The organism is Bacillus sp. NH11B (assembly GCF_001884205.1).
Classification (GTDB): domain Bacteria; phylum Bacillota; class Bacilli; order Bacillales; family Bacillaceae_G; genus Bacillus_A; species Bacillus_A proteolyticus.
On the sequence record NZ_MAOG01000124.1, the window covers coordinates 1 to 26428 of the forward strand.

The window sequence follows — 26428 nt, forward strand, 5'->3', positions numbered from 1 at the left end:
CGGAAGTTAAGCTCTCTAGCGCCGATGGTAGTTGGGACCTTGTCCCTGTGAGAGTAGGACGTCGCCAAGCAAAAACCTAAGTCGTTTCGACTTAGGTTTTTTGTGTTTATTTTTATTTACCAAATGTTAAAACCCATAAATTGAATAACGCTAAAGAAGAAAAAAGAATGAAAATAAGGCTATTCAAAGTAATAGCAATGATTTTTGGTTTTCCAGGTTTTCCGAGTACTCCTAAAATAATCCCTATGATAGGACACATTATTTCTAGCGCAAGTATATATTTAAAATAATGAGAGTAGAAAAAATGGGATGATATAAATAAGTATTCAATCATTACAGCAATTACTGCGATAGAGAAAAATAAATAGGATAATAGCATAGTTATTTTTTTCAAGATTATTCCCCCTTAGAAATTAATTCGCTACAATAATAAGTTCACAAGAGTGTATATACTTTGATTAAAACATACTAAAGTACTATATAAACAGCTATACGTAAAATAGATCTCTAGAAATATATATTCTAATTCCCTTTCCTTCTTGCATATAGTTGCAATTCTCCTTTTGAATATAACTAAAACACGAACGTTATCAGAGACTAATAAAAAAACATTCGATTATTTGTTGACATTGTTTATGGAATATTGTTAATATAGCCATAGAAACAATAATATAAGACCTCATATAATCGCGGGGATATGGCCTGCAAGTCTCTACCTAACGACCGTTATTCGTTAGACTATGAGGGAAAGTCACTCGGTATTTTTCTATTCACAAGGGATACGTATGCCTGAGTAGAGCGCTTTCTCTCATAGTAAAAGAGAAACTGTTCTATTTCAGGCTTTTTTTATTTGAATCGGGGGGATTCTAATATGAAATCACTAGTTGGAGTCATAATGGGAAGCACGTCAGACTGGGAAACAATGAAATATGCTTGTGACATTTTAGATGAATTAAATATACCGTATGAGAAAAAAGTTGTATCGGCTCATCGGACTCCGGATTATATGTTTGAATATGCAGAGACAGCTCGTGAACGTGGATTAAAAGTTATTATTGCTGGAGCTGGCGGGGCAGCACATTTACCAGGAATGGTTGCAGCGAAGACGAATCTTCCTGTAATCGGAGTTCCAGTTCAATCAAAAGCGTTAAACGGCTTAGATTCATTATTATCCATCGTCCAAATGCCAGGAGGGGTTCCAGTTGCAACTGTTGCAATTGGTAAGGCTGGTTCAACAAATGCTGGATTACTTGCTGCACAAATACTTGGATCATTTCATGATGACATACATGATGCATTAGAACTGAGACGAGAAGCTATTGAGAAAACTGTGCGTGAAGGTAGTGAGCTAGTATGACGAGAATCATTTTACCTGGAAAAACAATCGGTATTATTGGAGGCGGCCAGCTAGGAAGAATGATGGCATTGGCAGCTAAGGAGATGGGATATAAAATTGCTGTTTTAGATCCTACAAAGAATTCACCATGTGCACAAGTTGCTGATATTGAAATTGTTGCACCATATGACGATTTAAAAGCAATTCAGCATTTAGCAGAGATCAGTGATGTTGTCACATATGAATTTGAGAATATTGATTATAGATGTTTGCAATGGTTGGAAAAACATGCTTACTTACCACAAGGTAGTCAGTTGTTAAGTAAAACGCAAAATCGTTTTACAGAAAAGAATGCAATTGAAAAAGCGGGATTACCAGTAGCAACGTATAGATTGCTTCAAACTCAAGAGCAGCTTACTGAAGCAATCGCCGATTTATCATATCCTTCCGTCTTAAAAACAACGACAGGTGGATATGATGGGAAAGGGCAAGTTGTTTTAAGAAGTGAAGCTGACGTTGATAAAGCGCGAAAGCTTGCGAATGCAGCGGAGTGCATTTTAGAAAAATGGGTGCCTTTTGAAAAAGAAGTATCAGTTATTGTAATTCGAAGTGTAAGTGGTGAAACGAAAGTATTTCCGGTAGCGGAAAATATTCATGTAAATAACATTTTGCATGAATCTATCGTTCCAGCTCGCATTACAGAGGAACTTTCTCAAAAAGCAATTGCTTATGCAAAAGTGCTCGCAGATGAACTAGAACTTGTGGGAACACTAGCGGTAGAGATGTTTGCTACAGCTGACGGTGAGATTTACATTAATGAATTAGCACCAAGACCTCACAATTCAGGACACTATACACAGGATGCATGTGAAACGAGTCAATTTGGTCAACATATTCGAGCAATCTGTAATTTACCTCTTGGAGAAACAAATTTGTTAAAACCAGTTGTCATGGTAAACATTTTAGGCGAACATATAGAAGGGGTCCTAGGACAAGTGAATAGATTAACCGGGTGCTATTTACACTTGTATGGAAAAGAAGAAGCAAAAGCGCAGCGAAAAATGGGGCATGTTAATATTTTAAATGATAATATTGAAGTCGCTCTAGAAAAAGCAAAGAGTTTGCATATTTGGGACCATCAAGAACAACTGTTGGAGGGAAAAAGATGATTAATCGTTATACACGCCCTGAAATGGGTGCAATTTGGACGGAAGAAAACAAATTTAAGGCATGGTTAGAAGTTGAGATTTTAGCTTGTGAAGCATGGGCTGAGCTTGGCGATATTCCAAAAGAAGATGTTAAAAAAATTCGTGAGCATGCATCATTTGATATTGATCGTATTTATGAAATTGAAAAAGAGACACGTCATGACGTAGTGGCATTCACTCGTGCTGTATCAGAAACACCAGCATTAGGCGAGGAACGTAAATGGGTTCATTACGGTTTAACATCTACAGACGTTGTAGATACAGCGCTATCTTACATCTTAAAACAAGCGAATGAAATCATATTAAAAGACTTAGAAAACTTTGTAAGCATTTTAGCTAACAAAGCAAAAGAGCATAAATACACGATCATGATGGGAAGAACACACGGTGTTCATGCAGAACCAACAACATTTGGTTTAAAGCTTGGTCTTTGGTATGAAGAAATGAAACGTAACGTAGAGCGTTTTAAGCAAGCTGCTGATACAGTTCGCGTTGGTAAATTATCTGGTGCGGTTGGTACATATGCAAATATCGATCCATTCGTAGAAAAGTATGTTTGTGAAAACTTAGGATTAGAAGCAGCACCAATTTCAACACAAACATTGCAACGTGATCGCCATGCTCATTACATGTCAACACTTGCACTAATTGCAACATCTATCGAAAAGATGGCAGTTGAGATTCGTGGTTTACAGAAGAGTGAAACACGTGAAGTTGAAGAGGCTTTTGCAAAAGGCCAAAAAGGTTCTTCTGCAATGCCACATAAACGTAATCCAATTGGATCTGAAAATATGACTGGTTTAGCTCGTGTTATCCGCGGTTATATGATGACAGCTTACGAGAATGTTCCATTATGGCATGAGCGCGATATTTCTCACTCTTCAGCAGAACGCGTAATTTTACCAGATGCTACAATTGCGTTAAATTACATGTTAAATCGCTTTGGTAATATCGTAAAAAACTTAACTGTATACCCAGAGAATATGAAACGCAATATGACAAGAACATACGGATTAATTTACTCTCAGCGCGTAATGCTTACACTAATCGACAAAGGTATGGTACGTGAAGAAGCTTATGATATCGTACAGCCTAAAGCGATGGAAGCTTGGGAAACACAAGTACAATTTAAAGAGCTTGTAGAAGGCGATGAGCGTATTACGAGCAAGTTAACACAAGAAGAAATTAATGAATGCTTCAACTATGAGCATCACATGCAACATGTTGATACAATCTTTGAACGCCTTGGATTAAACGAAGCGTAAAATTTCATATGGCACAGAATAGAGTCATTCTGTGCCATTCTTTATAAAAATATTATTCACATTTTTCAAACTACAGGGGGCTTGCGAAATGCAAAAGCTAGAATTGCTGTATGAAGGTAAGGCAAAAAGAATTTATCGTACAGAATCAGCAGATATGGTTTGGGTAGAGTATAAAGATAGTGCGACTGCTTTCAATGGGGAGAAAAAAGAGACGATTACAGGAAAAGGTCGTTTGAACAATGAGATTACAACTTTATTGTTCAGAAAGTTACAAGAAGTAGGAATTAAAACACATTTTGTTGAGAAGTTATCTGAAACAGAGCAACTTGTTAAAAAAGTGAGTATTATTCCTCTAGAAGTTGTCACAAGAAATGTAATTGCAGGAAGTCTTTCAAAACGATTAGGAATGGAAGAGGGAACTGTACTTGCAGAACCAATCGTAGAATTTTACTTCAAAGATGATGATTTAGGAGATCCGCTTGTAACGGAAGATCATATTCGTGTATTAAACGTTGCATCGCCAGAGCAAGTAAGCGTATTACGAGATATGGCTCTACAAATCAATCAAATATTGATTGAGCATTTCGCAAGCTGTCGTGTAAGATTAGTAGATTTCAAATTAGAGTTTGGTGTAACCGATGAGGGAGAAATTATTTTAGCGGATGAAATTTCACCAGATACTTGCCGTTTATGGGATGAAGCGAGCAATGAAAAGTTTGATAAAGACGTATTCCGTCGTGATCTTGGGAATTTAACAGAAGCATATGAAGAAATTTTAAAACGTTTAGGGGGAATTTCACATGTATAAAGTTAAGGTATATGTAACGTTAAGAGAAAGTGTATTAGATCCACAAGGAACAGCAGTAAAAGGGGCACTTCATAGTCTTTCATTTACAGAAGTACAAGACGTTCGAATCGGAAAGTACATGGAACTAACAATTGATAAATCAGTATCTGACCTTGACGCAAAGGTAAAAGAAATGTGTGAAAAACTATTAACAAACGTTGTAATGGAAGACTTCCGTTATGAAGTTGAGGAGGTTGTCGCACAGTGAAATTTGCAGTAATAGTATTTCCGGGTTCGAACTGTGATGTCGATATGTTCCATGCAATTAAAGATGAGCTTGGTGAAGAAGTAGATTACGTTTGGCACGATAGAGAGAATTTAGATGAATATGATGCAATTTTACTACCTGGTGGATTCTCTTACGGTGACTATTTACGTTGTGGTGCTATTTCTCGCTTTGCTAACGCAATGAAAGCAGTGCAAAAAGCTGCTGAGCAAGGAAAACCAATTTTAGGGGTGTGTAATGGATTCCAGATTCTTGTTGAATCAGGATTACTACCAGGAGCACTAATGAGAAATGAAAACTTAAAATTTATGTGTCGCACTGTTCAGTTACGTGTTGAAAATAACGAAACGATGTTTACATCACAATATGAAAAAGATGAAGTAATCAATATTCCAATTGCACATGGTGAAGGGAATTACTATTGTGATGAAGCGACTCTTAAACAATTAGAAGAGAATAATCAAATCGCATTCCGTTATGTAGAAAATCCGAACGGTAGCGTTTCAGATATTGCTGGTATTGTAAATGAAAAGGGAAATGTACTTGGTATGATGCCACACCCAGAGCGTGCTGTAGATGAATTGCTTGGTGGTGCTGAAGGGTTAAAAGTCTTTCAATCTATCTTAAAACAGTGGAGGGAAACATATGTCGTTAATGCTTGAACCAAATCCAACACAAATTAAAGAAGAGCGTATATATGCGGAAATGGGGCTAACAGACGAAGAGTTTGCCATGGTTGAAAAGATTCTAGGCCGTTTGCCGAATTATACAGAAACAGGATTATTCTCTGTAATGTGGTCTGAACATTGTAGTTATAAAAATTCAAAACCAGTTCTTCGCAAGTTCCCAACGACAGGTGAGCGTGTCCTGCAAGGGCCTGGAGAAGGCGCTGGAATTGTAGATATCGGTGATAATCAAGCGGTTGTATTTAAAATGGAAAGTCATAACCATCCTTCTGCTATTGAACCATATCAAGGAGCAGCAACAGGCGTTGGTGGTATTATCCGTGACGTATTCTCTATGGGAGCACGTCCAGTAGCTCTATTAAACTCACTTCGCTTCGGTGAATTACAATCACCACGTGTGAAATATTTATTCGAAGAAGTAGTAGCAGGAATCGCAGGATACGGTAACTGCATCGGTATTCCTACTGTTGGCGGCGAAGTACAATTTGATCCATGTTATGAAGGAAATCCACTTGTAAATGCAATGTGCGTAGGTTTAATTAACCATGAAGATATTAAAAAAGGGCAAGCGCATGGTGCTGGTAATACAGTAATGTACGTAGGAGCATCAACTGGTCGTGATGGTATTCACGGTGCAACATTCGCATCTGAAGAGCTATCTGAAAGCTCAGAAGCGAAACGTCCGGCAGTTCAAGTAGGAGATCCATTTATGGAGAAACTTCTTATTGAAGCTTGCTTAGAACTTATTCAGTCGGATGCACTTGTTGGAATTCAAGATATGGGAGCTGCTGGTTTAACTTCATCTTCTGCAGAAATGGCAAGTAAAGCAGGTATGGGTATTGAAATGTACTTAGATGATGTACCACAGCGTGAAACGGGAATGACACCATATGAAATGATGTTATCTGAATCTCAAGAGCGTATGTTAATCGTTATAAAAAAAGGTAGAGAGCAAGAAATAGTAGATTTATTTGAGAAGTATGGTCTTGCAGCAGTTACGATGGGGAAAGTAACGGAAGACAAAATGCTTCGTTTATTCCATAAAGGTGAAAAGGTAGCTGAAGTACCAGCAGATGCTCTTGCAGAAGAAGCGCCAATTTATCATAAACCATCAAAAGAAGCAGCGTACTTTGCTGAGTTCCAGCAGATGAAAATGGAAACACCAAAAGTAGAAGATTATAAAGAAACGTTATTCGCTTTACTACAACAACCGACAATTGCAAGTAAAGAGTGGGTATATGATCAATATGATTATCAAGTACGCACAAGCACAGTTGTTACACCAGGTTCAGATGCAGCGGTTGTACGTGTACGCGGTACAGAAAAAGGATTAGCAATGACGACAGATTGCAACTCACGCTATATTTACTTAGATCCAGAAATGGGCGGGAAAATTGCAGTAGCAGAGGCAGCGCGTAATATCGTATGTTCTGGCGGAGAACCACTTGCAATTACAGATTGCTTAAACTTTGGTAACCCAGAAAAACCAGAGATCTTCTGGCAAATTGAGAAATCAGTAGACGGTATGAGTGAAGCTTGTCGCACATTACAAACGCCAGTTATCGGCGGAAACGTATCGATGTATAACGAGCGTAGTGGTGAAGCGGTATATCCAACACCGACTGTTGGTATGGTTGGTCTTGTACATGATTTAAAACACGTAACAACACAAGAATTTAAGCAAGCTGGCGATTTAGTTTACGTAATCGGAGAGACGAAAGCTGAGTTTGGTGGAAGTGAATTACAGAAAATGGTCCACGGCAAAATTTTCGGCCAATCACCAAGTATCGATCTAGATGTAGAATTAAAACGTCAAAAACAAGTATTAGAAGCAATTCAAGCTGGCCTTGTTCAATCTGCACATGATGTTGCTGAAGGTGGTTTAGCAGTTGCGATTTCTGAAAGTGCAATTGGTGCTAACGGTTTAGGTGCTACTGTGAAACTAGACGGAGAAGCAACGGCGGTATTATTTGCGGAATCACAATCTCGCTTCGTTCTAACTATAAAACGTGAAAATAAAGAAGCGTTCGAGAAAGTCGTTGAAGCAACTCAAGTTGGAGAAGTAACAAATACAAATGAAGTAACAATTCATAATGAAGAAAATGAAGTATTACTTACAGCAAATGTAGATGAAATGAGAAAGGCTTGGAAAGGGGCAATCCCATGCTTGCTGAAATAAAGGGGTTAAATGAAGAATGTGGCGTTTTCGGAATTTGGGGGCATGAAAATGCAGCACAAGTTTCGTACTACGGATTGCACAGTTTGCAGCACCGTGGACAAGAGGGCGCAGGCATTGTTGTAAATAATGGGGAAAAGATCATCGGTCACAAGGGGTTAGGTTTAATATCGGAAGTGTTTTCAAGAGGTGAGCTAGAAGGATTAAACGGAAAATCAGCAATCGGACACGTACGATATGCGACAGCTGGTGGAAGTGAAGTTGCTAACGTTCAGCCATTATTATTCCGTTTTTCTGATCACAGTATGGCGCTAGCCCATAACGGAAATTTAATTAACGCAAAAATGCTTCGCCGTGAATTAGAGGCAGAAGGAAGTATTTTTCAAACTAGTTCAGATACAGAAGTACTTTTACATCTCATTAAACGTAGTACGAAAGATTCTTTAATTGAAAGTGTAAAAGAAGCTCTAAATAAAGTGAAAGGTGCGTTCGCATATCTTTTACTAACTGGAAATGAAATGATTGTTGCGCTAGATCCGAACGGGTTCCGTCCTCTTTCAATTGGAAAGATGGGGGATGCTTACGTTGTAGCATCAGAAACATGTGCTTTCGATGTAGTAGGTGCAACATACATTCGTGATGTAGAACCTGGTGAATTACTTATCATCAATGATGAAGGAATTCACGTAGATCGTTTTACAAATGAAGTAGATCATGCAATTTGTAGTATGGAGTATATTTACTTTGCACGTCCGGATTCTAATATTGCAGGTATTAACGTTCATGCAGCACGTAAAAATATGGGGAAACGCTTAGCGGCAGAAGCTCCTATTGAAGCTGATGTTGTTACTGGTGTACCAGACTCTAGTATTTCAGCTGCGATCGGCTATGCGGAGGCAACAGGCATTCCGTATGAGTTAGGATTAATTAAAAATCGTTACGTTGGACGTACATTTATTCAACCTTCTCAAGAACTGCGCGAGCAAGGGGTAAAGATGAAGCTTTCCGCAGTAAGAGGTGTAGTTGAAGGAAAACGAGTTGTTATGATTGATGACTCTATCGTAAGGGGAACGACAAGTAAACGAATTGTTCGTATGCTTCGTGAGGCTGGAGCGACAGAAGTTCATGTAAGAATAGCTTCACCACCTCTTAAGTATCCATGTTTCTATGGCATTGATATTCAAACGAGAAAAGAATTAATTGCAGCAAATAATACAGTAGAAGAAATCCGTGAAATAATCGGAGCAGATTCTTTAACATTTTTAAGCGAAGATGGATTAGTAGATGCAATTGGACGTCCGTATGAAGGGAAATATGGCGGCCTATGTATGGCTTACTTCAATGGAGACTATCCAACAGCTCTTTATGATTATGAGCAAGAGCTTTTAGAAAGTATGAAATAAGAAAGTGGAAAAGCTTCTACTTCTTTTGATGTAGAAGCTAGCTTCTTTCTTAAAACGGCCGCCCTGGATGGGGAGAAATTAAAAGACGAGGTGTAAATAACGATGGCGAATGCATATAAGCAAGCAGGAGTAGATATTGAAGCTGGATATGAAGCGGTATCTCGCATGAAAAAACACGTACAAACAACAATGAGAAAAGAAGTACTAGGCGGTTTAGGCGGTTTTGGAGGTATGTTTGATCTATCAAAATTTGCATTAGAAGAACCTGTATTAGTATCTGGAACAGATGGCGTGGGAACGAAATTGATGCTCGCTTTTATGGCAGATAAACATGACACAATTGGTATTGATGCAGTAGCAATGTGTGTAAATGATATTGTTGTCCAAGGAGCAGAACCGCTTTTCTTCCTTGATTATATTGCTTGTGGTAAAGCTGAACCTAGTAAAATTGAAAACATCGTCAAAGGTATATCAGAGGGCTGTCGCCAAGCTGGTTGTGCATTAATTGGTGGAGAAACAGCTGAAATGCCAGGAATGTATTCTACGGAAGAGTACGATTTAGCTGGTTTTACAGTTGGAATTGTTGATAAAAAGAAAATTGTAACAGGTGAGAAAATTGAAGCTGGTCACGTATTAATTGGATTAGCATCTAGCGGTATTCATAGTAATGGTTACTCTTTAGTACGAAAAGTGTTACTAGAAGATGGAGAACTATCTTTAGATCGCATTTACGGACGCTTAGAGCTACCTCTTGGTGAAGAATTATTAAAACCAACGAAAATTTATGTCAAACCTATTTTAGAACTATTGAAGAAACATGAAGTATACGGTATGGCGCATATTACAGGTGGCGGATTCATTGAAAATATTCCACGTATGTTGCCAGAGGGAATTGGTGCTGAAATTGAGCTAGGAGCTTGGGAAATTCAGCCGATCTTCAGTTTACTTCAAGAAGTTGGAAAACTGGAAGAGAAAGAAATGTTCAATATTTTTAACATGGGTATTGGTATGGTAGTAGCGGTGAAGGAAGAAGATGCAAAAGATATTGTTCGTCTTCTTGAAGAGCAAGGAGAAACAGCTCGTATTATTGGACGCACTGTACAAGGTGCTGGCGTTACTTTTAACGGGAGCACAGAACTATGAGTAGATTAGCAGTCTTTGCTTCTGGAAGCGGATCGAACTTCCAATCTCTTATTAACGCGGTAGAAGAAAAAAGATTGGATGCAGATATTAGTTTATTAGTATGTGATAAACCAGAAGCACGTGCTGTTGGACGGGCACATTATCATCATATCCCGTGTTTCGCCTTTTCAGCGAAAGCATATGAGTCAAAAGAAGCATTTGAAAAAGAGATATTAAAGAAGCTAGAAGAGTATGAAATTGATTATGTTATTTTAGCTGGATATATGCGTTTAATTGGGTCGACTTTACTAGGAGCGTATGGTGGGAAGATTATTAATATTCATCCATCACTATTACCGAGTTTTCCGGGTAAAGATGCTGTTGGTCAAGCGTTAGAAGCGGGTGTGAAAGTAACTGGAGTAACGATTCATTATGTAGATGCAGGTATGGATACAGGTCCGATTATTGCGCAAGAAGCAGTAGTTGTTTCTGAAGGGGATACGAGAGAAAGCTTACAAAAGAAAATTCAACAAGTTGAACATAAATTATACGTAAATACAGTGAATCAAATTGTTCAGTCTGTGAAAGAAACAACTGTTAACTAACATACAACCAGGGGTGAAGGATAAATGAAAAAGCGTGCATTAGTAAGTGTTTCAGATAAAACAGGAGTAGTAGAATTTGTTAAAGGTTTACTTGAACAAGGGATCGAAGTTATCTCAACAGGTGGTACGAAAAAATTACTAGAAGAAAACGGCTTACAAGTAATTGGTATTTCTGAAGTAACTGGTTTCCCAGAAATTATGGATGGTCGCGTAAAAACATTACATCCAAACATTCATGGTGGTCTATTAGCAGTTCGCGATAATGAAACGCATGTAGCGCAAATGAATGAATTAGGCATTCAACCAATTGACTTTGTTGTTGTTAACTTATACCCATTTAAAGAAACAGTCGCTAAGCCTGATGTAACATTTGCTGATGCAATTGAAAATATTGATATCGGTGGCCCGACAATGATTCGCTCTGCTGCGAAAAATCATAAATTTGTATCGGTAATTGTAGATCCAGTAGATTATGATGTTGTATTAGCGGAACTGAAAGAGAACGGCGAAGTAAAAGAAGAGACGAAACGTAAATTAGCAGCGAAAGTATTCCGTCATACAGCGGCATATGATGCGTTAATCTCTAACTACTTAACAGAGCAAATGGGTGAAGAAAGTCCAGAAACATTAACGGTGACATTTGAGAAAAAACAAGATTTACGCTATGGAGAAAATCCACATCAAAAAGCAACATTCTATAAAGCGCCATTCGCTGCAACTTCTTCTGTTGCATACGCAGAACAATTACACGGTAAAGAATTATCCTATAACAATATTAACGATGCAGACGCAGCGCTTAGCATCGTAAAAGAATTTACAGAACCAGCAGTAGTAGCGGTAAAACATATGAATCCATGTGGTGTTGGAGTAGGAACTGATATTCATGAAGCATACACACGTGCTTATGAGGCAGATCCAGTATCAATTTTTGGCGGTATTATTGCAGCTAATCGTGAAATTGATAAAGCTACAGCTGAAAAGTTACATGAAATTTTCTTAGAAATTGTTATCGCACCTTCGTTCTCGCAAGAAGCTTTAGAAGTGTTGCAAAGTAAGAAGAACTTACGCTTACTAACTGTAAATATTGAAAAAGCGACAAGTGCAAGTAAAAAACTAACTTCTGTACAAGGTGGACTTCTTATTCAAGAGGAAGATACGTTATCATTAGATGAGGACGCAATTTCAATTCCAACGAAACGTGAACCATCAGAGCAAGAATGGAAAGATTTAAAACTAGCTTGGAAAGTTGTAAAACATGTGAAATCAAATGCAATTGTTTTAGCGAATGATAACATGACAGTTGGTGTAGGTGCGGGACAGATGAACCGTGTAGGTTCTGCAAAAATCGCAATTACACAAGCTGGCGAAAAAGCACAAGGTAGCGCACTTGCATCTGATGCTTTCTTCCCAATGCCAGATACAGTAGAAGAAGCAGCAAAAGCTGGTATTACAGCAATTATCCAACCAGGTGGATCAATTCGTGATGAGGATTCTATTAAAATGGCAGATATGTATGGGATTGCTATGGTGTTCACTGGCGTACGTCATTTCAAACACTAATAGAGGATGTTTAAAAGGTCCGGTCAAGATAACTGTCGCATGTCATCGTTGCATCGCCAGTGCGGTACTCATGTAGGAAAACTACACTCCGTGTCCTCCTGGCGAATGCGCCTTGATCTGCTCGGTTCCCTTGATCCTCCCTTTTAAACTTCTATTGATATGAAAGCAAACTAGGAGCATAGCTTCTAGTTTGTACTTATTTAAGTATTGGGGGATGAAATATGAATGTTTTAGTAATTGGTCGCGGTGGGCGTGAGCATGCTTTAGCTTGGAAATTTGCACAATCTGAAAAGGTAGAAAAAGTATATGTAGCGCCAGGTAATGAAGGTATGCGAGATGTTGCAACACCAGTTGATATTGATGAGAATGATTTCGATGCATTAGTCTTATTTGCAAAAGAGAATAATGTTGAATTAACTTTCGTTGGACCAGAAATTCCACTTATGAACGGAATCGTGGATCGTTTTAAGGAAGAGGGACTTCGCGTATTTGGTCCTAATAAAGCGGCTGCTGTTATTGAAGGTAGTAAAGCTTTTACAAAAGAGCTTATGAAAAAGTATGATATTCCAACTGCGGCATATGAAACTTTTACAGACTATGAAGAAGCAGTAAAGTACATTCAAAAAGTTGGTGCGCCAATTGTTATTAAAGCTGATGGATTAGCTGCTGGTAAAGGTGTAACAGTAGCAATGACACTTGAAGATGCATTACAAGCTGTGAAAGAAATGCTGCAAGATGTGAAATTCGGTGAAGCAAGCAAGAAGGTCGTTATTGAAGAGTTTCTAGATGGACAAGAATTTTCATTAATGGCATTCGTGAATGGAACAACCGTACATCCGATGGTAATTGCTCAAGATCATAAACGCGCTTTTGATGGGGATAAAGGTCCGAATACAGGCGGAATGGGTGCATATTCTCCAGTACCACAAATTCCAGAATCAGCAGTTCAAGAAGCGATTCAAACAGTATTACACCCAACTGCCAAGGCGATGATTGCAGAAAACCGTTCGTTTACAGGTATTTTATATGCAGGTCTTATTTTAACAAATGATGGTCCAAAGGTAATTGAATTTAATGCGCGCTTTGGTGATCCTGAAACGGAAGTTGTATTACCACGCTTAGAAAACGATTTAGTTGATGTATGTAATGCTGTATTAGATGAAAGTGAATTAAAATTACAATGGTCAGAAGAAGCGGTAATCGGTATCGTACTGGCTTCTAAAGGATACCCAGAAGCATATAAAAAAGGTGATATTATTAGCGGATTAGATGCGCTGCAAGATGTGATTGTTTTCCATGCGGGTACAGCGATGAAACATGGTGACTTTGTAACAAACGGTGGCCGTGTACTATTTGTTGCTTGTAAGGCGAATAGTTTACAAGAAGCGAAAGACAAAGTATATAAAGAAATCGGTAAAATTGAGAGTGATGGTCTATTTTATCGAAGTGATATAGGATATCGTGCAATTGGGCATGAGATGACGAGAAGCTAATATAAAAATCCCGCTGATTTCTCAGCGGGATTTTTTATTCATCTTTATTTTTTTTTAATTTTCCTTTTTGCTTTGCCATTTCTCGAAGCAAATACTCGATGTGTGCATTGACGCTACGAAACTCATCATTCGCCCATTTTTCGATGACTGCGTGTAATTCAGGATCAATACGTAATGGAAAGCTTTTCTTTTTAGCCATAATTATTTACAACCTTTTAATATAGGCTTCCTGTATTAATAACTGGTTGCGCACCTTTATCTGAAACGATGGCAACTAATAAATTGTTCACCATATTTGCTTTACGCTCGTCATCGAGTTCCAGTACGCCTTCTTCATCTAACATGTGGATTGAATCTTTCGCCATCTTCACAGCACCTTCAACAATCTCTTTTCTAGCAGCTAATACTGCTTTTGCTTGTTGACGTTGGAGCATTGCATGGGCAATTTCTGTTGCGTAAGCTAAATGCGTTAAACGAGTTTCTAATACTTCTACACCAGCAATTTCAAGGCGTGCTTCTAGCTCACGCTTTAATTCTTCAGAGATTTCTTCAGTGTTTCCTCGTAACGTGATACAAGTTTCATCTTGGAAATTATCATAAGGATATTTTGTTGCAACGTGGCGGATTGCCGTTTCGCTTTGGATTTCTACGAATCGATCGTAATGCTCAACGCCAAACATTGCTTTTGCAGAATCAACAACTTTATATACGATAACAGCTGCAATTTCAATTGGATTTCCCTCAACATCATTTACTTTTAATTTCTTACTATTAAAGTTTTCAACACGTAAAGATACAGTTTGACGGAATGCAAACGGAATTGTTAAAAATAAACCGTTTTGACGAATTGTTCCTAAATAATTACCGAAGAACGTAATGACTTTCGCTTGGTTAGGTTGAACAATACCAATACCTGTAGCGAGAACCGCTGCTAAAATAATTGTTAATGCTGCTACTATGAAAATTTCTTGGACAAGGCAAAATACACCGATAGCGGCTAAAACTAAAATTCCAATAACGCCGAGAAATCCATTAACATAAAATACTTGTTTTTCTTTCATATGATCGCCTCCTGATATAAAAATGATATCACTTTTATATCATTCTATGCAAGGGGTTTACACCTAATTTTCTGAATTTTATTGATTGATTTATGTACGTTTCAGGGATGTAACTCTAAAAAATAAGAATGTACGTTCTGTTTTGTGGTAAAATAAAGAAGACTTAACCGCCCACTGCAGCAGCTAAGTCTCTTTGAGAGCATCTTGCGTCGTGACAAATGATTCAAAGCGGTTTTGCCAGGATTATATCTTCAATCGCTGACTCAATCTCTTTGTCAGAAGCGTCATAACTTCCATTTGACTGTGGTTTGTCATGATTGGAAGTTTGGTTCACTTCTTCTTTAGCATGTCCTTTTTCAGCAAAATTCATGCTAGGCATTTTAAATACGCCCATACTCATGAATTTTCCAAATTTACATACTTCAGCAATAGGGCAGAAACGAACAATCCCCTCTGCAATTTTCATTGCACCAAACCATAGTAAAACTTTAGACCAAGTGCATCCAGGTTTGCGTACGAGTTTAGCGGTACTACAACCGAAGAGGATAAGTCCGAGTGTAATTCGAATTAGAGCATTGATTGTACCGATGTTTTGCTTCATTTGAAAAACACTCCTTTTTGATGAACTTCGAAATAGCAAATACTATTTCTTTTATTAGTATCCCGTGTGCTTTTGATGATATGTAATCCAACATTTGACGTTAAAAAAGATGTTGGAATGGGCGTGTGTGTAAGTAGCTTTTTTTGTTATAATGAAAGAATGCATAAAAGGGAGCGCGAAACTCGACTCGCCTTTGTGAACAGATGTAGTAGAAGAATTTCAAAAATCCTAATAAAAACTAACTGCTTTTTTGAGCAGGGATATAGATATGATTAGAAAAAAGAAAGGGTGTTTTCATGTACGATATTTCCAAATGGAAACATGTATTTAAGCTAGATCCAAATAAGGAGCTAAGCGATGAACATTTAGAAATGATTTGTGAGTCTGGAACAGATGCTGTTATTGTAGGCGGAAGTGATGGCATAACAATTGATAATGTACTACACATGCTAGTAAGCATTCGTAGATATGCAGTTCCTTGTGTGTTAGAGGTTTCTGATGTGGAAGCAATTACACCAGGATTTGATTTTTATTATATCCCAAGTGTTTTAAATAGCCGAAAGGTAGAATGGGTAACAGGTGTTCATCATGAGGCTTTGAAAGAATTTGGGGATATTATGGACTGGGACGAAATTTTCATGGAAGGGTATTGTGTTTTAAATCCTGAAGCGAAAGTAGCCCAGCTTACAGATGCGAAATGTGATGTAACAGAAGAAGATGTGATTGCATACGCGCGTTTAGCAGACAAGCTATTACGTTTACCGATATTTTATTTAGAATATAGCGGTACGTATGGCGACATTGAACTTGTTAAAAATGTAAAAGCAGAATTAAAACAAGCGAAGTTGTATTATGGCGGCGGTATTTCTAATGCAGAACAAGCGAAAGAAATGGCGCAGTATGCTGATACGGTAGTTGTTGGAAATATTATTTATGATGATATAAAATCGGCATTAAAAACAGTTAAAGCAGTAAAAGGAGAGTAGGTGCAGGCGTATATGAGTACGACAGATAGGTTATTAAATGGTTTAAATCCGCAACAACAAAAAGCAGTACAAACAACGAATGGACCACTTCTATTAATGGCAGGCGCAGGTAGTGGTAAAACACGTGTGTTAACACATCGTATTGCGTATTTACTTGGTGAAAAAGGTGTAGCACCATGGAATGTACTAGCTATTACCTTTACAAATAAAGCAGCTCGTGAAATGCGCGAGCGTATTGATGCACTTGTCGGACCAGAAGCAGAAGATATTTGGATTTCGACGTTCCACTCTATGTGTGTACGTATTTTACGACGCGATATCGATCGTATTGGTATTAATCGTAACTTTACAATCTTAGATTCAGGCGATCAGTTAACTGTAGTCAAAAAAATTATGAAAGAGCGCAATATTGATCCGAAGAAATTTGAGCCGCGCTCTATTTTAGCTGGTATTAGTAATGCGAAAAATGAATTGTTATCTGCAGATAAATATGCGAAAAAAATTACAATCGCTGATCCATATGAAAAATTAACGAGCGATGTATATACAGAATATCAAAAACGTCTTTTGAAAAATAATTCATTAGACTTTGATGATTTAATTATGACAACGATTCAGCTATTTGAACGTGTTCCAGAAGTACTAGAGTTTTATCAGCGTAAGTTCCAATATATTCACGTGGATGAGTATCAAGATACGAACAAAGCGCAGTACCTTCTTGTTAAACATTTAGCAGCACGTTTTAAAAATCTTTGCGTTGTAGGTGATTCTGATCAGTCTATTTACCGCTGGCGCGGGGCTGACATTTCTAACATTTTGTCATTTGAAAAAGACTATGAGAATGCGCAAGTTATCCTGTTAGAACAAAATTATCGTTCGTCACAAAATATTTTAAATGCAGCGAATGCTGTTATTGAAAAAAATTCAAACCGTAAACCGAAAAAATTATGGACAGACAATCAAGTTGGAAGCAAAATCTCGTATTACCGTGCTGCAACGGAAAAAGACGAAGCGTATTTTGTTGCGAAAAAAATTCGTGACGATATTCAAATGGGAAAACGAAAATATACTGATTTTGCAGTGTTATATCGTACAAATGCTCAGTCTCGTATGGTCGAGGAGATTTTCCTGAAATCTAATATTCCTTACAAAATTGTCGGCGGTACTAAGTTCTACGACCGTAAAGAGATTAAAGATATTTTGGCGTACTTACGTTTAATTGGGAATCCAGATGATGAAATTAGTTTCGCACGTATTATTAACATGCCGAAGCGCGGAATTGGTGCGACTTCTATCGATAAAATTATTAATTACGGTGTACAAAATGGAATTTCATTAACTGCTGTATTCGATGAGATTGAGCATGTTGGAGTAAGTGCGAAAATTACAAAGGCAGTAAAAGAATTCGCAGGTTTATTACACAACTGGGTAAATATGCAAGAGTATTTATCTGTTACAGAATTGGTTGAAGAAGTTATTGAAAAGACAGGCTATCGCGACATGCTGAAAAATGAGCGTACTTTAGAAGCAGAAGGTCGTCTAGAGAACTTAGACGAGTTTCTATCTGTTACACAAACATTCGAATCTCAAAGTGAAGATAAGAGCCTTGTTGCATTCTTAACAGACTTAGCTCTTGTTGCGGATATTGATCGTGTAGATGAAGATCCAACTGCTGGTGAAGAAGTTATTTTGATGACGATGCACTCGGCAAAAGGATTAGAGTTCCCAGTTGTCTTTATTGTTGGTTTAGAGGAAGGGATATTCCCGCATACTCGTTCTCTGATGGAAGAAGATGAAATGCAAGAAGAACGTCGTCTTGCTTATGTAGGTATTACTCGTGCAGAAGAAGAATTATATTTATCCAATGCACAAATGCGTACTTTATTTGGTAGAACAAGTATGAACGCATCATCTCGATTTATTACAGAAATCCCGGCAGAACTAGTGGAATCATTAAATGAAACAGCGCCGAAGCGTGAAACTTCGTTTGGGGCAAAGGGAAGAACGAAAAGTACAACAAAAAGTACAACTACAACCCGTTCTCGTTCAGCTTTCGTACGTCCTGCAGCTAAGACAACGGGTGGCGAACAAATTGGCTGGGCAGTAGGCGATAAAGCTTCCCACCAAAAATGGGGAGTCGGTACAGTTGTAAGTGTAAAAGGTGAAGGCGATGCAAAAGAATTAGATATTGCGTTCCCAAGCCCAATTGGTGTTAAACGTTTATTAGCAAAATTCGCACCTGTGACGAAACAATAGGAAAGGAATGAGGATATGTCAAAAGAGATAGCAAAAAAACGTATAGAAGAACTACGTGATTTGTTAAATACATTTAACTATCAATATCACGTATTAGACAATCCTTCTGTTTCTGATGCGGAGTATGACCGTAATATGCAGGAGCTTATAAAATTAGAAGCAGAGAACCCAGAGTTTATGAGTGAAGACTCTCCCTCCATTCGTGTTGGGGGGACTGTTCTTGATATATTTGAAAAGGTAACGCATAAATCACCAATGTTAAGTTTAGGAAACGCGTTTAATGAAGGAGATTTGCGTGATTTTGATCGAAGAGTACATCAGGGAATTGATGATGCGAATGTAAGATATATATGCGAATTAAAAATTGACGGACTTGCTGTTTCACTTCATTATGAAAAAGGACGCTTTATTCAAGGAGCAACACGTGGTGATGGTATAACGGGTGAAGATATTACCCAAAACTTAAAAACGATTAAAGCTATCCCGCTGCGTTTAAATGAAGAAGTAACGTTAGAAGCACGAGGCGAGGCTTATATGCCGAAGCGTTCATTCGTTAAGTTGAATGAAGAGAAAGAACAAAATGGTGAAGATGTATTTGCGAATCCACGTAATGCGGCAGCGGGATCGATACGTCAACTTGATCCGAAAATTGCAGCGAAGCGTAATTTATCTATGTTTGTGTATGGTCTTGCTAATGTAGAAGAAAAAACAATTCCATCCCATAGTGAATCACTGGATTTCTTAGGGGAGCTTGGATTTAAGACGAATCCAAATCGTCGTACATGTGAAACAATCGAAGATGTAATAGCCTATGTAGAAGAATGGCAAGAAAAACGCCCGCATCTTGATTATGAGATTGATGGAATCGTTATAAAGGTAGACGATGTTGCTCTTCAAGAAAGCTTAGGAACTACAGCAAAGAGTCCAAGATGGGCGATTGCTTATAAATTCCCGGCTGAAGAAGTTGTTACGAGATTAACAGGGATTGAATTAAGTGTCGGCCGCACAGGGGTTGTAACACCAACTGCAGAGCTAGAGCCAGTGCGAGTAGCTGGAACTATTGTTCGTCGTGCTTCTTTACATAACGAAGATTTAATTCGTGAAAAAGATATTCGAATCGGTGACTACGTTGTTGTGAAAAAAGCTGGAGATATCATTCCTGAAGTTGTGAACGTTATTTTTGATAAGCGTACTGGTGAGGAAAAAGAATATCATATGCCAACGCATTGTCCAGCGTGTGAGAGTGAACTTGTTCGTTTAGAAGAAGAAGTAGCACTTCGATGTATAAATCCGACTTGTCCAGCTCAAATTCGTGAAGGGTTAATCCATTTCGTTTCAAGAAATGCAATGAATATTGACGGACTTGGAGAACGTGTAATTACACAACTCTTTGATGCGGATTATATTCGTACGTTTGCTGATTTATATTCATTGACGAAAGAGCAATTATTACAGCTAGAACGATTCGGTGAAAAATCAGCAACAAATTTAGTTCAAGCAATTGAGAATTCTAAGGAAAACTCATTAGAGCGATTATTATTCGGTCTGGGTATTCGTCATGTCGGTGCGAAAGCGGCACGTACATTTGCTGAGCATTTCGAAACGATGGATGAGCTTGTGAAAGCGACGGAAGAAGAACTAAAAACAATTAATGAGATTGGTGAAAAAATGGCTCAATCCGTTGTAACGTATTTCGATAATGAAGACGTATTAGAGCTATTACAACAATTTAAAGAGTATGGCGTGAACATGGCATACAAAGGGATAAAAATTGCTGATTTACAAAATGTTGAATCGTACTTCGCAGGAAAAACTGTCGTCTTAACAGGGAAATTAGAAGTTATGGGCCGCAGTGAAGCGAAGAAGAAAATTGAGGCATTAGGTGGAAAAGTAACAGGAAGTGTTAGTAAAAGTACGGATTTAGTTGTTGCTGGTGAAGCTGCTGGTTCGAAATTAGCACAAGCAGAGAAGCACAATGTTGAAGTTTGGAATGAAGAGAGGTTCTTACAAGAGCTGAATAAGTAAGAGGTGCAAACTTACGATGAAAAAAATAGCGTTAGCGGTATTAAGTCTTAGCCTACTTGTAAGTGGGTGTAGCATGGGTTCTAACAAAGATGAAAAAACAGTTGAGAAATCAGGGAAAGCGAAAGAGCAAGCTGTTATCTCAAAATACTCCATTTCGGATGAATATTATAAGACAACATTTCCATTTGATCCAGGTAGTGCACGTGGTTTAGTTGGACAAAGTTTGAACAATCGTCTAGATATAGATGAATTTGAAACGGGACTAATGCGCATTGCGAAAGAATCATTTAGCACGAAAGATTATTTCTTTAAAGGTGGAGACGTTTTAGACACACAAACGATTCAAATGCTTGTGAAAAGAAAGCGTACAGATGCTCAACAAAAAGAGCTAGAGGATAAGTTGAAAAAAGATGCGGTTAAATTTCCAAATATAGGGTTAAACCCTGCCTTAGGTGAAGGATCAGAATCGTTAGAAGTAAAAAATACAAAAAATCCAATGTATATCTCAAATATTTTAGAACATGACTATTACTTACAAAATGGTGATAAAGGTACTGAGCCTGATGGTGTTGTAGTTGGATTAGCGATGAATTCGGTTCATTATTACGAGGAAGAGCATGGTTATCCGCGTGAGGCTAAAATTGAGCAAGAAAAAATGTTAGCTGAAGGGAAAAAAATGGCACAAGAAATCTTGAAAGTCATGCAGCAAAAAAGGCCTGGAATAAAAGATGTTCCGGTTACATTTGCAATTTATCGTCAAGGTCCACAGTCTTCGCTTGTACCAGGGAATTTTGTTTCTTATGCTAAGGTAGAAAAAGGCAGTGAAACGGTTGAGGATTGGAAGCCGATCAATGAGAAATATTATTTGTTCCCGTCTGAACAAGCAAAAGCGGATAATAAACGTGAAGACCTTGCAAGGGTGTCAAACTTTAAATCAAAATTAAGTGAGTATTTCCAAGGCGATTATACAGCTATTATTGGTACTGGAATGTATAGAGATGATGAATTAAAAGAAATGAAGCTCGATATTCCTGTCCAATTCAATGGGAAAGCTGAAGTCATTGGTTTTACACAATATGTAGCTGGACTTGTTATGGAATACTTCCCTAATTATATGAAAGTACAAGTAACAATTAAATCAGTGGAACGCCCAGAAGCAATTATTATACGTGAAGCGAAGCAAGATGAACCACTTGTGAAAATTTTAGATTAAAGATGAAAGCTGTTTCTATAAAGGAACAGCTTTTTTTCTTGAAAAATTTTGTTATAATTTTAAATGTTACAAATAAAGGGGTAAGGGGTAAAATCATGGAAGAACTAAGCTTTCAAGTCATTATTTTATTAATTGCATTCGGGTTTTTAGCTGCTTTTATTGATTCGGTTGTTGGAGGAGGAGGGTTAATTTCGCTTCCTACGCTTATGTTTGTTGGTTTATCACCAGCTTCGGCAATTGCAACAAATAAATTAGCTGCAACGATGGGGACGCTTACGAGTACAATTTATTTTATTCGATCAGGTAAGGTTGATTTTCGAATTGTAGGAAAGTTAATCCCATTAACTATTGTTGGAGCAGTCGCAGGTGCTTTAGTGGTAAAGTTTATTCCACCTGATATTTTGCGTCCACTAGTACTCGTAATGTTGGTTTTTATTGCCATTTATATTATTGCGAAAAAAGATTGGGGAAGTGCATCTACCTATAAAAAGATGACAAAAGGGAAAACATTAATGTTTTTCTTTGTTATTTTAATGATAGGGTTTTACGACGGATTTTTTGGACCTGGGACAGGATCCTTTTTAATTTTTGCATTTTTATTAATTGGTTTGGATTTTATTCAAGCGGCAGCATCTGGAAAACTTTTGAATTTCGTTAGTAATATCGTATCTTTAATTACTTTTTTATTTTTAGATGTGATTCATTTTGAATACGGTATTATTATGGGGTTATCAATGATTTTAGGTGCTTATTTTGGATCGAAGTTTGCGGTTCAAAAAGGTGTTGGATATATAAGGACTTTATTTTTATTAGTTACTATTTTATTAATAGGGAAAAATGTTTTGGAATATACTCATATTTTGTAGATTCATACGTATGTATGAATCTCTTTTTTTTATTATATTTTAAAAATTAATTAATTTTTAAAATATAAGTCTAGGAATATTTGAATAAATCTAAATTATCGTGTAGAATAATGTTGTAAAATGTAAACGTTTTTCTAAGGGGAGGCTAAAAAAATGGTAGTAGCATACAAACATGAGCCATTTACAGATTTTTCAGTAGAGGCTAACAAATTAGCGTTTGAAGAAGGTTTAAAGAAAGTAGAATCTTATCTTGGACAAGACTATCCATTAATTATCGGGGGAGAAAAGATCACTACAGAAGACAAAATTGTTTCTGTAAACCCTGCAAATAAAGAGGAACTTGTTGGTCGCGTTTCAAAAGCAAGCCGTGAATTAGCTGAAAAAGCAATGCAATTAGCGGATGCAACATTCCAAACTTGGAGAAAGTCAAAACCAGAAATGCGTGCAGACATTTTATTCCGTGCTGCAGCAATCGTTCGTCGTAGAAAACATGAGTTCTCTGCTATTCTTGTAAAAGAAGCAGGTAAACCATGGAATGAGGCAGATGCTGATACAGCAGAAGCAATCGATTTTATGGAATATTATGCTCGTCAAATGTTGAAATTAAAAGATGGTATTCCAGTAGAAAGCCGTCCAATTGAATATAATCGTTTCTCTTACATTCCATTAGGAGTAGGTGTTATCATTTCTCCTTGGAACTTCCCATTCGCAATTATGGCAGGTATGACAACAGCTGCTTTAGTTTCTGGTAACACAGTATTACTAAAACCAGCTAGTACAACTCCTGTAGTAGCAGCGAAATTTATGGAAGTATTAGAAGAAGCTGGCTTACCAGCTGGCGTAGTTAACTTCGTTCCAGGTAACGGTTCTGAAGTTGGTGATTACTTAGTAGATCACCCTCGTACACGCTTTGTTAGCTTCACTGGATCACGCGATGTAGGTATTCGTATTTATGAGCGTGCAGCAAAAGTGAATCCAGGACAAATTTGGTTAAAACGTGTTATCGCTGAAATGGGCGGTAAAGATACAATCGTTGTTGATAAAGAAGCAGATCTTGAATTAGCTGCTAAATCTATCGTTGCATCAGCATTCGGATTCTCAGGACAAAAATGTTCTGCATGTTCTCGTGCAGTAATCCACGAAGATGTATACGATCACGTATTAAATCGTGCAGTTGAATTAACAAAAGAATTAACAGTTGCTAACCCAGCTGTATTAGGTACAAACATGGGTCCTGTTAATGACCAAGCTGCATTCGATAAAGTAATGAGCTATGTTGCAATTGGTAAAGAAGAAGGTAGAATCCTAGCTGGTGGCGAAGGAGACGATTCTAAAGGCTGGTTCATCCAACCAACAATCGTTGCTGACGTTGCAGAAGATGCTCGCTTAATGAAAGAAGAAATCTTCGGACCAGTAGTAGCATTCTGTAAAGCAAAAGACTTTGATCATGCACTTGCAATTGCAAACAATACAGAATACGGTTTAACAGGAGCAGTTGTTACTAACAACCGTGACCATATTGAAAAAGCACGTGAAGACTTCCACGTTGGTAACTTATACTTCAACCGTGGATGTACTGGTGCAATCGTAGGTTACCAACCATTCGGTGGCTTTAACATGTCTGGTACAGACTCTAAAGCTGGTGGTCCTGATTACTTAGCACTTCACATGCAAGCAAAAACTACTTCTGAAACTTTATAAGAAATAGTAGAAAAGATCTTCACAGACTGTGAAGATCTTTTCTTTTTGAGAAATTCTCTATAATAGAAGCTAGTTTCAATTGAGAAATTTCACCAAATATTACCATTTGTTCTTTGGGATTAGTTAAACCCTATTAATAGTGGGATAAACATGTAAATAGAAACAAAACAGCGAGAAAAATTGACTTATTAGTCATATTTTTTAGTATTCATTTTGAGAATTTCCTGTATAATACAATTTGAAAGAAAATCTATGGTTAGACAAGAGAACACTCCTTTCGGTTTTGCTCACTGAAAGGAGTGTTTTTTTTATTGATATAGATTAAGAGTCTTGTCTTAAGAATATTCAACAGTTAAATGGAAGAAAAAATCTCTATTTAAGTAGTTAATTTGGATAATATTAAATATATAAGAAAAAAATTGAATTTATTGTTAAAATTTTATATAGTATACTCAGTGTTTTATAGTCTAATATCAAGATTTTAGGTTTTCATTTTTGTTTTAACATTAATTATATTCCGACATAATGGATTTGTACTTTTGGAAAAGACGAAAATGGTTAGAAAAAATATTCTGTGGGAAGGGACGATTGTTAGATGAATAATGGGGTGAAAAAGAATTACGTTGAATATGTTGACGTACTACGTGTATTTTCGATGTTTGCGGTAGTATTTCTTCATACTGCTGCAGGAAGCTTACGGGGGAATATCGGTTCAGGTACTTGGCATATAACGAATGCACTGACAACTGTATTTAGTACAAGTGTGCCTATCTTCTTTATGATTTCTGGTGCGATGTTAATGAGGAGTAGTAAAACGACATCGCTTAAAATAGCTTATACAGAACGTTTGCCAAAATTAATTGTACCATTTATTATATGGTCAATTATTGCCGTGTTATATTTTACGCCAAGACCGATACAAATAACAAATGTTATTAAGAGTATTTTATACATACCGAATCAAGCGGCGACAGTACACCTTTGGTTTATGTATGCCATTATTCCTTTGTATATTCTTTCTCCTCTTTTAAAGAAAATGGTAGATGCTTTAAGTAAAGAGCTTATAAAGTACATGTTAATTCTTTGGTTTATAGTAAGTTCGCTATTGCCAACAATTGCAGTACTAGTTCCAAATAAATTAAAACCAATATTCACGTTGTATCCTAATTTTGATATGAACTTTTTAGGTGGATATATAGGGTATTTCCTCTTAGGTTATTATTTAATGACGTATGAGAAGAAGGTATCAAAAAGGTTGTTACTATCCATAATCGTTATAGATACACTTCTAATTATATTGGGTACTTGGTATGAAACGGTTAAAATCGGAGAGTACTCTGAGGATTTCAAGGCGTATGTTAGAGTATTCGAAGTAATACTTTCAGGTTCAATCTTCTTATTAGTAAAAGAATATTTTAGGAATTACTCAATGAAGCCATTTATGTTTAAGGGAATACAAATTTTATCTGCTTTTTCATTTGGTGTGTATTTAATGCATAATTTAGTAGTTGTATATATTGGGAATAAATTAAATCTTTGGCCAGCACAATCAATTTGGATGTTACTGGTTGCTTTCATAATAATTACGGCTATAACAATGATAGCAATTATAATTTTTGCAAGTATGAAAATCACATGTTATCCATTAACAGGAATGAGCTTTAAGGAAGCTTCTCGTACATGTAATATTCAATTTTTATGGAAAAATTGGACTCAATCAAAAGATAGTAAAAATGATAATGTATCAATGTAAATAATTAGTAAGATTGTTATAGATATAATATGAATTCTT

General features: G+C 37.1%; 23 protein-coding genes and 1 riboswitch. Of the genes, 19 read left to right on the forward strand and 4 right to left on the reverse strand.

Annotated elements, in window-relative coordinates; all coding sequences use genetic code 11:
* Positions 1-112: 112 nt before the first annotated feature.
* Positions 113-394: a hypothetical protein gene (locus tag BAU27_RS22650; protein ID WP_071772017.1), complete on the reverse strand. Its 282-nt coding sequence runs from the start codon at positions 392-394 to the stop codon at positions 113-115.
* A 265-nt stretch (positions 395-659) separates the two neighbouring features.
* Positions 660-761: riboswitch (purine riboswitch) on the forward strand.
* 110 nt (positions 762-871) lie between these two features.
* Here BAU27_RS22650 and purE point away from each other — a divergent pair.
* The 12 genes from purE (at position 872) to purD (ending at position 13927) form a co-directional block, all read left to right on the forward strand.
* Positions 872-1357 (forward strand): 5-(carboxyamino)imidazole ribonucleotide mutase, encoded by a 486-nt coding sequence (gene purE / locus BAU27_RS22655; RefSeq protein WP_002010008.1) that lies wholly within the window; start codon positions 872-874, stop codon positions 1355-1357.
* Positions 1354-2505, forward strand: a complete 1152-nt coding sequence (gene purK, locus BAU27_RS22660) for a 5-(carboxyamino)imidazole ribonucleotide synthase (protein WP_071772018.1) — start codon at positions 1354-1356, stop codon at positions 2503-2505. The genes purE and purK overlap by 4 nt, the downstream gene beginning before the upstream one ends.
* Positions 2502-3809, forward strand: coding sequence for an adenylosuccinate lyase (gene purB / locus BAU27_RS22665; protein WP_071747187.1), 1308 nt, complete (start codon positions 2502-2504; stop codon positions 3807-3809). The genes purK and purB overlap by 4 nt, the downstream gene beginning before the upstream one ends.
* Before the next feature lie 88 nt (positions 3810-3897).
* Entirely contained in the window at positions 3898-4617 is a 720-nt protein-coding gene (purC, locus tag BAU27_RS22670) for a phosphoribosylaminoimidazolesuccinocarboxamide synthase (RefSeq protein ID WP_071772019.1), read from the forward strand.
* Positions 4610-4864, forward strand: a complete 255-nt coding sequence (gene purS / locus BAU27_RS22675; protein ID WP_000278821.1) for a phosphoribosylformylglycinamidine synthase subunit PurS — start codon at positions 4610-4612, stop codon at positions 4862-4864. Before purC ends, purS begins: the two co-directional genes overlap by 8 nt.
* Positions 4861-5544: a phosphoribosylformylglycinamidine synthase subunit PurQ gene (gene purQ / locus BAU27_RS22680; RefSeq protein WP_000666771.1), complete on the forward strand. Its 684-nt coding sequence runs from the start codon at positions 4861-4863 to the stop codon at positions 5542-5544. The genes purS and purQ overlap by 4 nt, the downstream gene beginning before the upstream one ends.
* Positions 5528-7747 (forward strand): phosphoribosylformylglycinamidine synthase II, encoded by a 2220-nt coding sequence (purL, locus tag BAU27_RS22685; RefSeq protein ID WP_071772020.1) that lies wholly within the window; start codon positions 5528-5530, stop codon positions 7745-7747. Before purQ ends, purL begins: the two co-directional genes overlap by 17 nt.
* Positions 7732-9147, forward strand: coding sequence for an amidophosphoribosyltransferase (gene purF, locus BAU27_RS22690; protein ID WP_000879018.1), 1416 nt, complete (start codon positions 7732-7734; stop codon positions 9145-9147). Before purL ends, purF begins: the two co-directional genes overlap by 16 nt.
* Positions 9148-9249: 102 nt before the next feature.
* The gene (gene purM, locus BAU27_RS22695; RefSeq protein ID WP_071747192.1) at positions 9250-10290 is read left to right on the forward strand and encodes a phosphoribosylformylglycinamidine cyclo-ligase; all 1041 of its coding nucleotides are present in this window, start codon (positions 9250-9252) and stop codon (positions 10288-10290) included.
* A complete protein-coding gene (gene purN / locus BAU27_RS22700; RefSeq protein WP_071772021.1) occupies positions 10287-10874 on the forward strand; it encodes a phosphoribosylglycinamide formyltransferase in 588 nt (195 codons plus the stop codon). Before purM ends, purN begins: the two co-directional genes overlap by 4 nt.
* 24 nt (positions 10875-10898) lie before the next feature.
* Positions 10899-12434 carry a bifunctional phosphoribosylaminoimidazolecarboxamide formyltransferase/IMP cyclohydrolase gene (gene purH / locus BAU27_RS22705; RefSeq protein ID WP_071772022.1) on the forward strand — a complete coding sequence of 512 codons (1536 nt, stop codon included), beginning with the start codon at positions 10899-10901 and terminating at the stop codon, positions 12432-12434.
* Positions 12435-12655: 221 nt separating this feature from the next.
* Positions 12656-13927 carry a phosphoribosylamine--glycine ligase gene (gene purD / locus BAU27_RS22710; RefSeq protein WP_071747195.1) on the forward strand — a complete coding sequence of 424 codons (1272 nt, stop codon included), beginning with the start codon at positions 12656-12658 and terminating at the stop codon, positions 13925-13927.
* Positions 13928-13961: 34 nt separating this feature from the next.
* Here the strand turns inward: purD and BAU27_RS22715 are convergent, their stop codons facing one another.
* The 3 genes from BAU27_RS22715 to BAU27_RS22725 all read right to left on the reverse strand — a co-directional run bounded on the left by BAU27_RS22715 (position 13962) and on the right by BAU27_RS22725 (position 15589).
* Positions 13962-14126 carry a type II toxin-antitoxin system antitoxin gene (locus BAU27_RS22715; RefSeq protein WP_071772023.1) on the reverse strand — a complete coding sequence of 55 codons (165 nt, stop codon included), beginning with the start codon at positions 14124-14126 and terminating at the stop codon, positions 13962-13964.
* A 16-nt stretch (positions 14127-14142) separates the two neighbouring features.
* The gene (locus tag BAU27_RS22720) at positions 14143-14988 is read right to left on the reverse strand and encodes an SPFH domain-containing protein (protein ID WP_071747196.1); all 846 of its coding nucleotides are present in this window, start codon (positions 14986-14988) and stop codon (positions 14143-14145) included.
* A gap of 223 nt (positions 14989-15211) precedes the next feature.
* The gene (locus BAU27_RS22725) at positions 15212-15589 is read right to left on the reverse strand and encodes a YgaP family membrane protein (RefSeq protein WP_071772024.1); all 378 of its coding nucleotides are present in this window, start codon (positions 15587-15589) and stop codon (positions 15212-15214) included.
* A 296-nt stretch (positions 15590-15885) separates the two neighbouring features.
* Between BAU27_RS22725 and pcrB the strand changes: the two genes are divergently transcribed.
* The 7 genes from pcrB (at position 15886) to BAU27_RS22765 (ending at position 26389) form a co-directional block, all read left to right on the forward strand.
* Positions 15886-16575, forward strand: a complete 690-nt coding sequence (gene pcrB / locus BAU27_RS22735) for a heptaprenylglyceryl phosphate synthase (protein WP_071747198.1) — start codon at positions 15886-15888, stop codon at positions 16573-16575.
* Between the two features lie 12 nt (positions 16576-16587).
* On the forward strand, positions 16588-18831 hold the full coding sequence (gene pcrA, locus BAU27_RS22740) for a DNA helicase PcrA (protein ID WP_071772049.1): 2244 nt from the start codon (positions 16588-16590) through the stop codon (positions 18829-18831).
* A gap of 15 nt (positions 18832-18846) precedes the next feature.
* The gene (gene ligA, locus BAU27_RS22745) at positions 18847-20856 is read left to right on the forward strand and encodes an NAD-dependent DNA ligase LigA (protein ID WP_071772025.1); all 2010 of its coding nucleotides are present in this window, start codon (positions 18847-18849) and stop codon (positions 20854-20856) included.
* Positions 20857-20872: 16 nt separating this feature from the next.
* The gene (locus tag BAU27_RS22750; protein ID WP_071772026.1) at positions 20873-22069 is read left to right on the forward strand and encodes a CamS family sex pheromone protein; all 1197 of its coding nucleotides are present in this window, start codon (positions 20873-20875) and stop codon (positions 22067-22069) included.
* 95 nt (positions 22070-22164) lie between these two features.
* A complete protein-coding gene (locus tag BAU27_RS22755) occupies positions 22165-22935 on the forward strand; it encodes a TSUP family transporter (RefSeq protein WP_071772027.1) in 771 nt (256 codons plus the stop codon).
* Between the two features lie 153 nt (positions 22936-23088).
* Positions 23089-24636 (forward strand): L-glutamate gamma-semialdehyde dehydrogenase, encoded by a 1548-nt coding sequence (gene pruA, locus BAU27_RS22760; protein WP_071772028.1) that lies wholly within the window; start codon positions 23089-23091, stop codon positions 24634-24636.
* A 595-nt stretch (positions 24637-25231) separates the two neighbouring features.
* On the forward strand, positions 25232-26389 hold the full coding sequence (locus BAU27_RS22765; RefSeq protein WP_071772029.1) for an acyltransferase: 1158 nt from the start codon (positions 25232-25234) through the stop codon (positions 26387-26389).
* The last annotated feature ends 39 nt before the right edge of the window (positions 26390-26428 follow it).

Bases quoted from the DNA above. Each gene is read 5' to 3' on its own strand.
- pcrB (WP_071747198.1), top strand. From the start codon at position 15,886: ATGTACGATATTTCCAAATGGAAACATGTATTTAAGCTAGATCCAAAT.
- purS (WP_000278821.1), top strand. From the start codon at position 4,610: ATGTATAAAGTTAAGGTATATGTAACGTTAAGAGAAAGTGTATTAGAT.
- ligA (WP_071772025.1), top strand. From the start codon at position 18,847: ATGTCAAAAGAGATAGCAAAAAAACGTATAGAAGAACTACGTGATTTG.
- BAU27_RS22725 (WP_071772024.1), bottom strand. From the start codon at position 15,589: ATGAAGCAAAACATCGGTACAATCAATGCTCTAATTCGAATTACACTC.
- purN (WP_071772021.1), top strand. From the start codon at position 10,287: ATGAGTAGATTAGCAGTCTTTGCTTCTGGAAGCGGATCGAACTTCCAA.
- BAU27_RS22720 (WP_071747196.1), bottom strand. From the start codon at position 14,988: ATGAAAGAAAAACAAGTATTTTATGTTAATGGATTTCTCGGCGTTATT.
- BAU27_RS22715 (WP_071772023.1), bottom strand. From the start codon at position 14,126: ATGGCTAAAAAGAAAAGCTTTCCATTACGTATTGATCCTGAATTACAC.
- pcrA (WP_071772049.1), top strand. From the start codon at position 16,588: ATGAGTACGACAGATAGGTTATTAAATGGTTTAAATCCGCAACAACAA.
- purF (WP_000879018.1), top strand. From the start codon at position 7,732: ATGCTTGCTGAAATAAAGGGGTTAAATGAAGAATGTGGCGTTTTCGGA.
- purL (WP_071772020.1), top strand. From the start codon at position 5,528: ATGTCGTTAATGCTTGAACCAAATCCAACACAAATTAAAGAAGAGCGT.
- purK (WP_071772018.1), top strand. From the start codon at position 1,354: ATGACGAGAATCATTTTACCTGGAAAAACAATCGGTATTATTGGAGGC.
- BAU27_RS22750 (WP_071772026.1), top strand. From the start codon at position 20,873: ATGAAAAAAATAGCGTTAGCGGTATTAAGTCTTAGCCTACTTGTAAGT.
- purB (WP_071747187.1), top strand. From the start codon at position 2,502: ATGATTAATCGTTATACACGCCCTGAAATGGGTGCAATTTGGACGGAA.
- purH (WP_071772022.1), top strand. From the start codon at position 10,899: ATGAAAAAGCGTGCATTAGTAAGTGTTTCAGATAAAACAGGAGTAGTA.
- purE (WP_002010008.1), top strand. From the start codon at position 872: ATGAAATCACTAGTTGGAGTCATAATGGGAAGCACGTCAGACTGGGAA.
- BAU27_RS22765 (WP_071772029.1), top strand. From the start codon at position 25,232: ATGAATAATGGGGTGAAAAAGAATTACGTTGAATATGTTGACGTACTA.
- BAU27_RS22755 (WP_071772027.1), top strand. From the start codon at position 22,165: ATGGAAGAACTAAGCTTTCAAGTCATTATTTTATTAATTGCATTCGGG.
- purM (WP_071747192.1), top strand. From the start codon at position 9,250: ATGGCGAATGCATATAAGCAAGCAGGAGTAGATATTGAAGCTGGATAT.
- pruA (WP_071772028.1), top strand. From the start codon at position 23,089: ATGGTAGTAGCATACAAACATGAGCCATTTACAGATTTTTCAGTAGAG.
- purC (WP_071772019.1), top strand. From the start codon at position 3,898: ATGCAAAAGCTAGAATTGCTGTATGAAGGTAAGGCAAAAAGAATTTAT.
- purD (WP_071747195.1), top strand. From the start codon at position 12,656: ATGAATGTTTTAGTAATTGGTCGCGGTGGGCGTGAGCATGCTTTAGCT.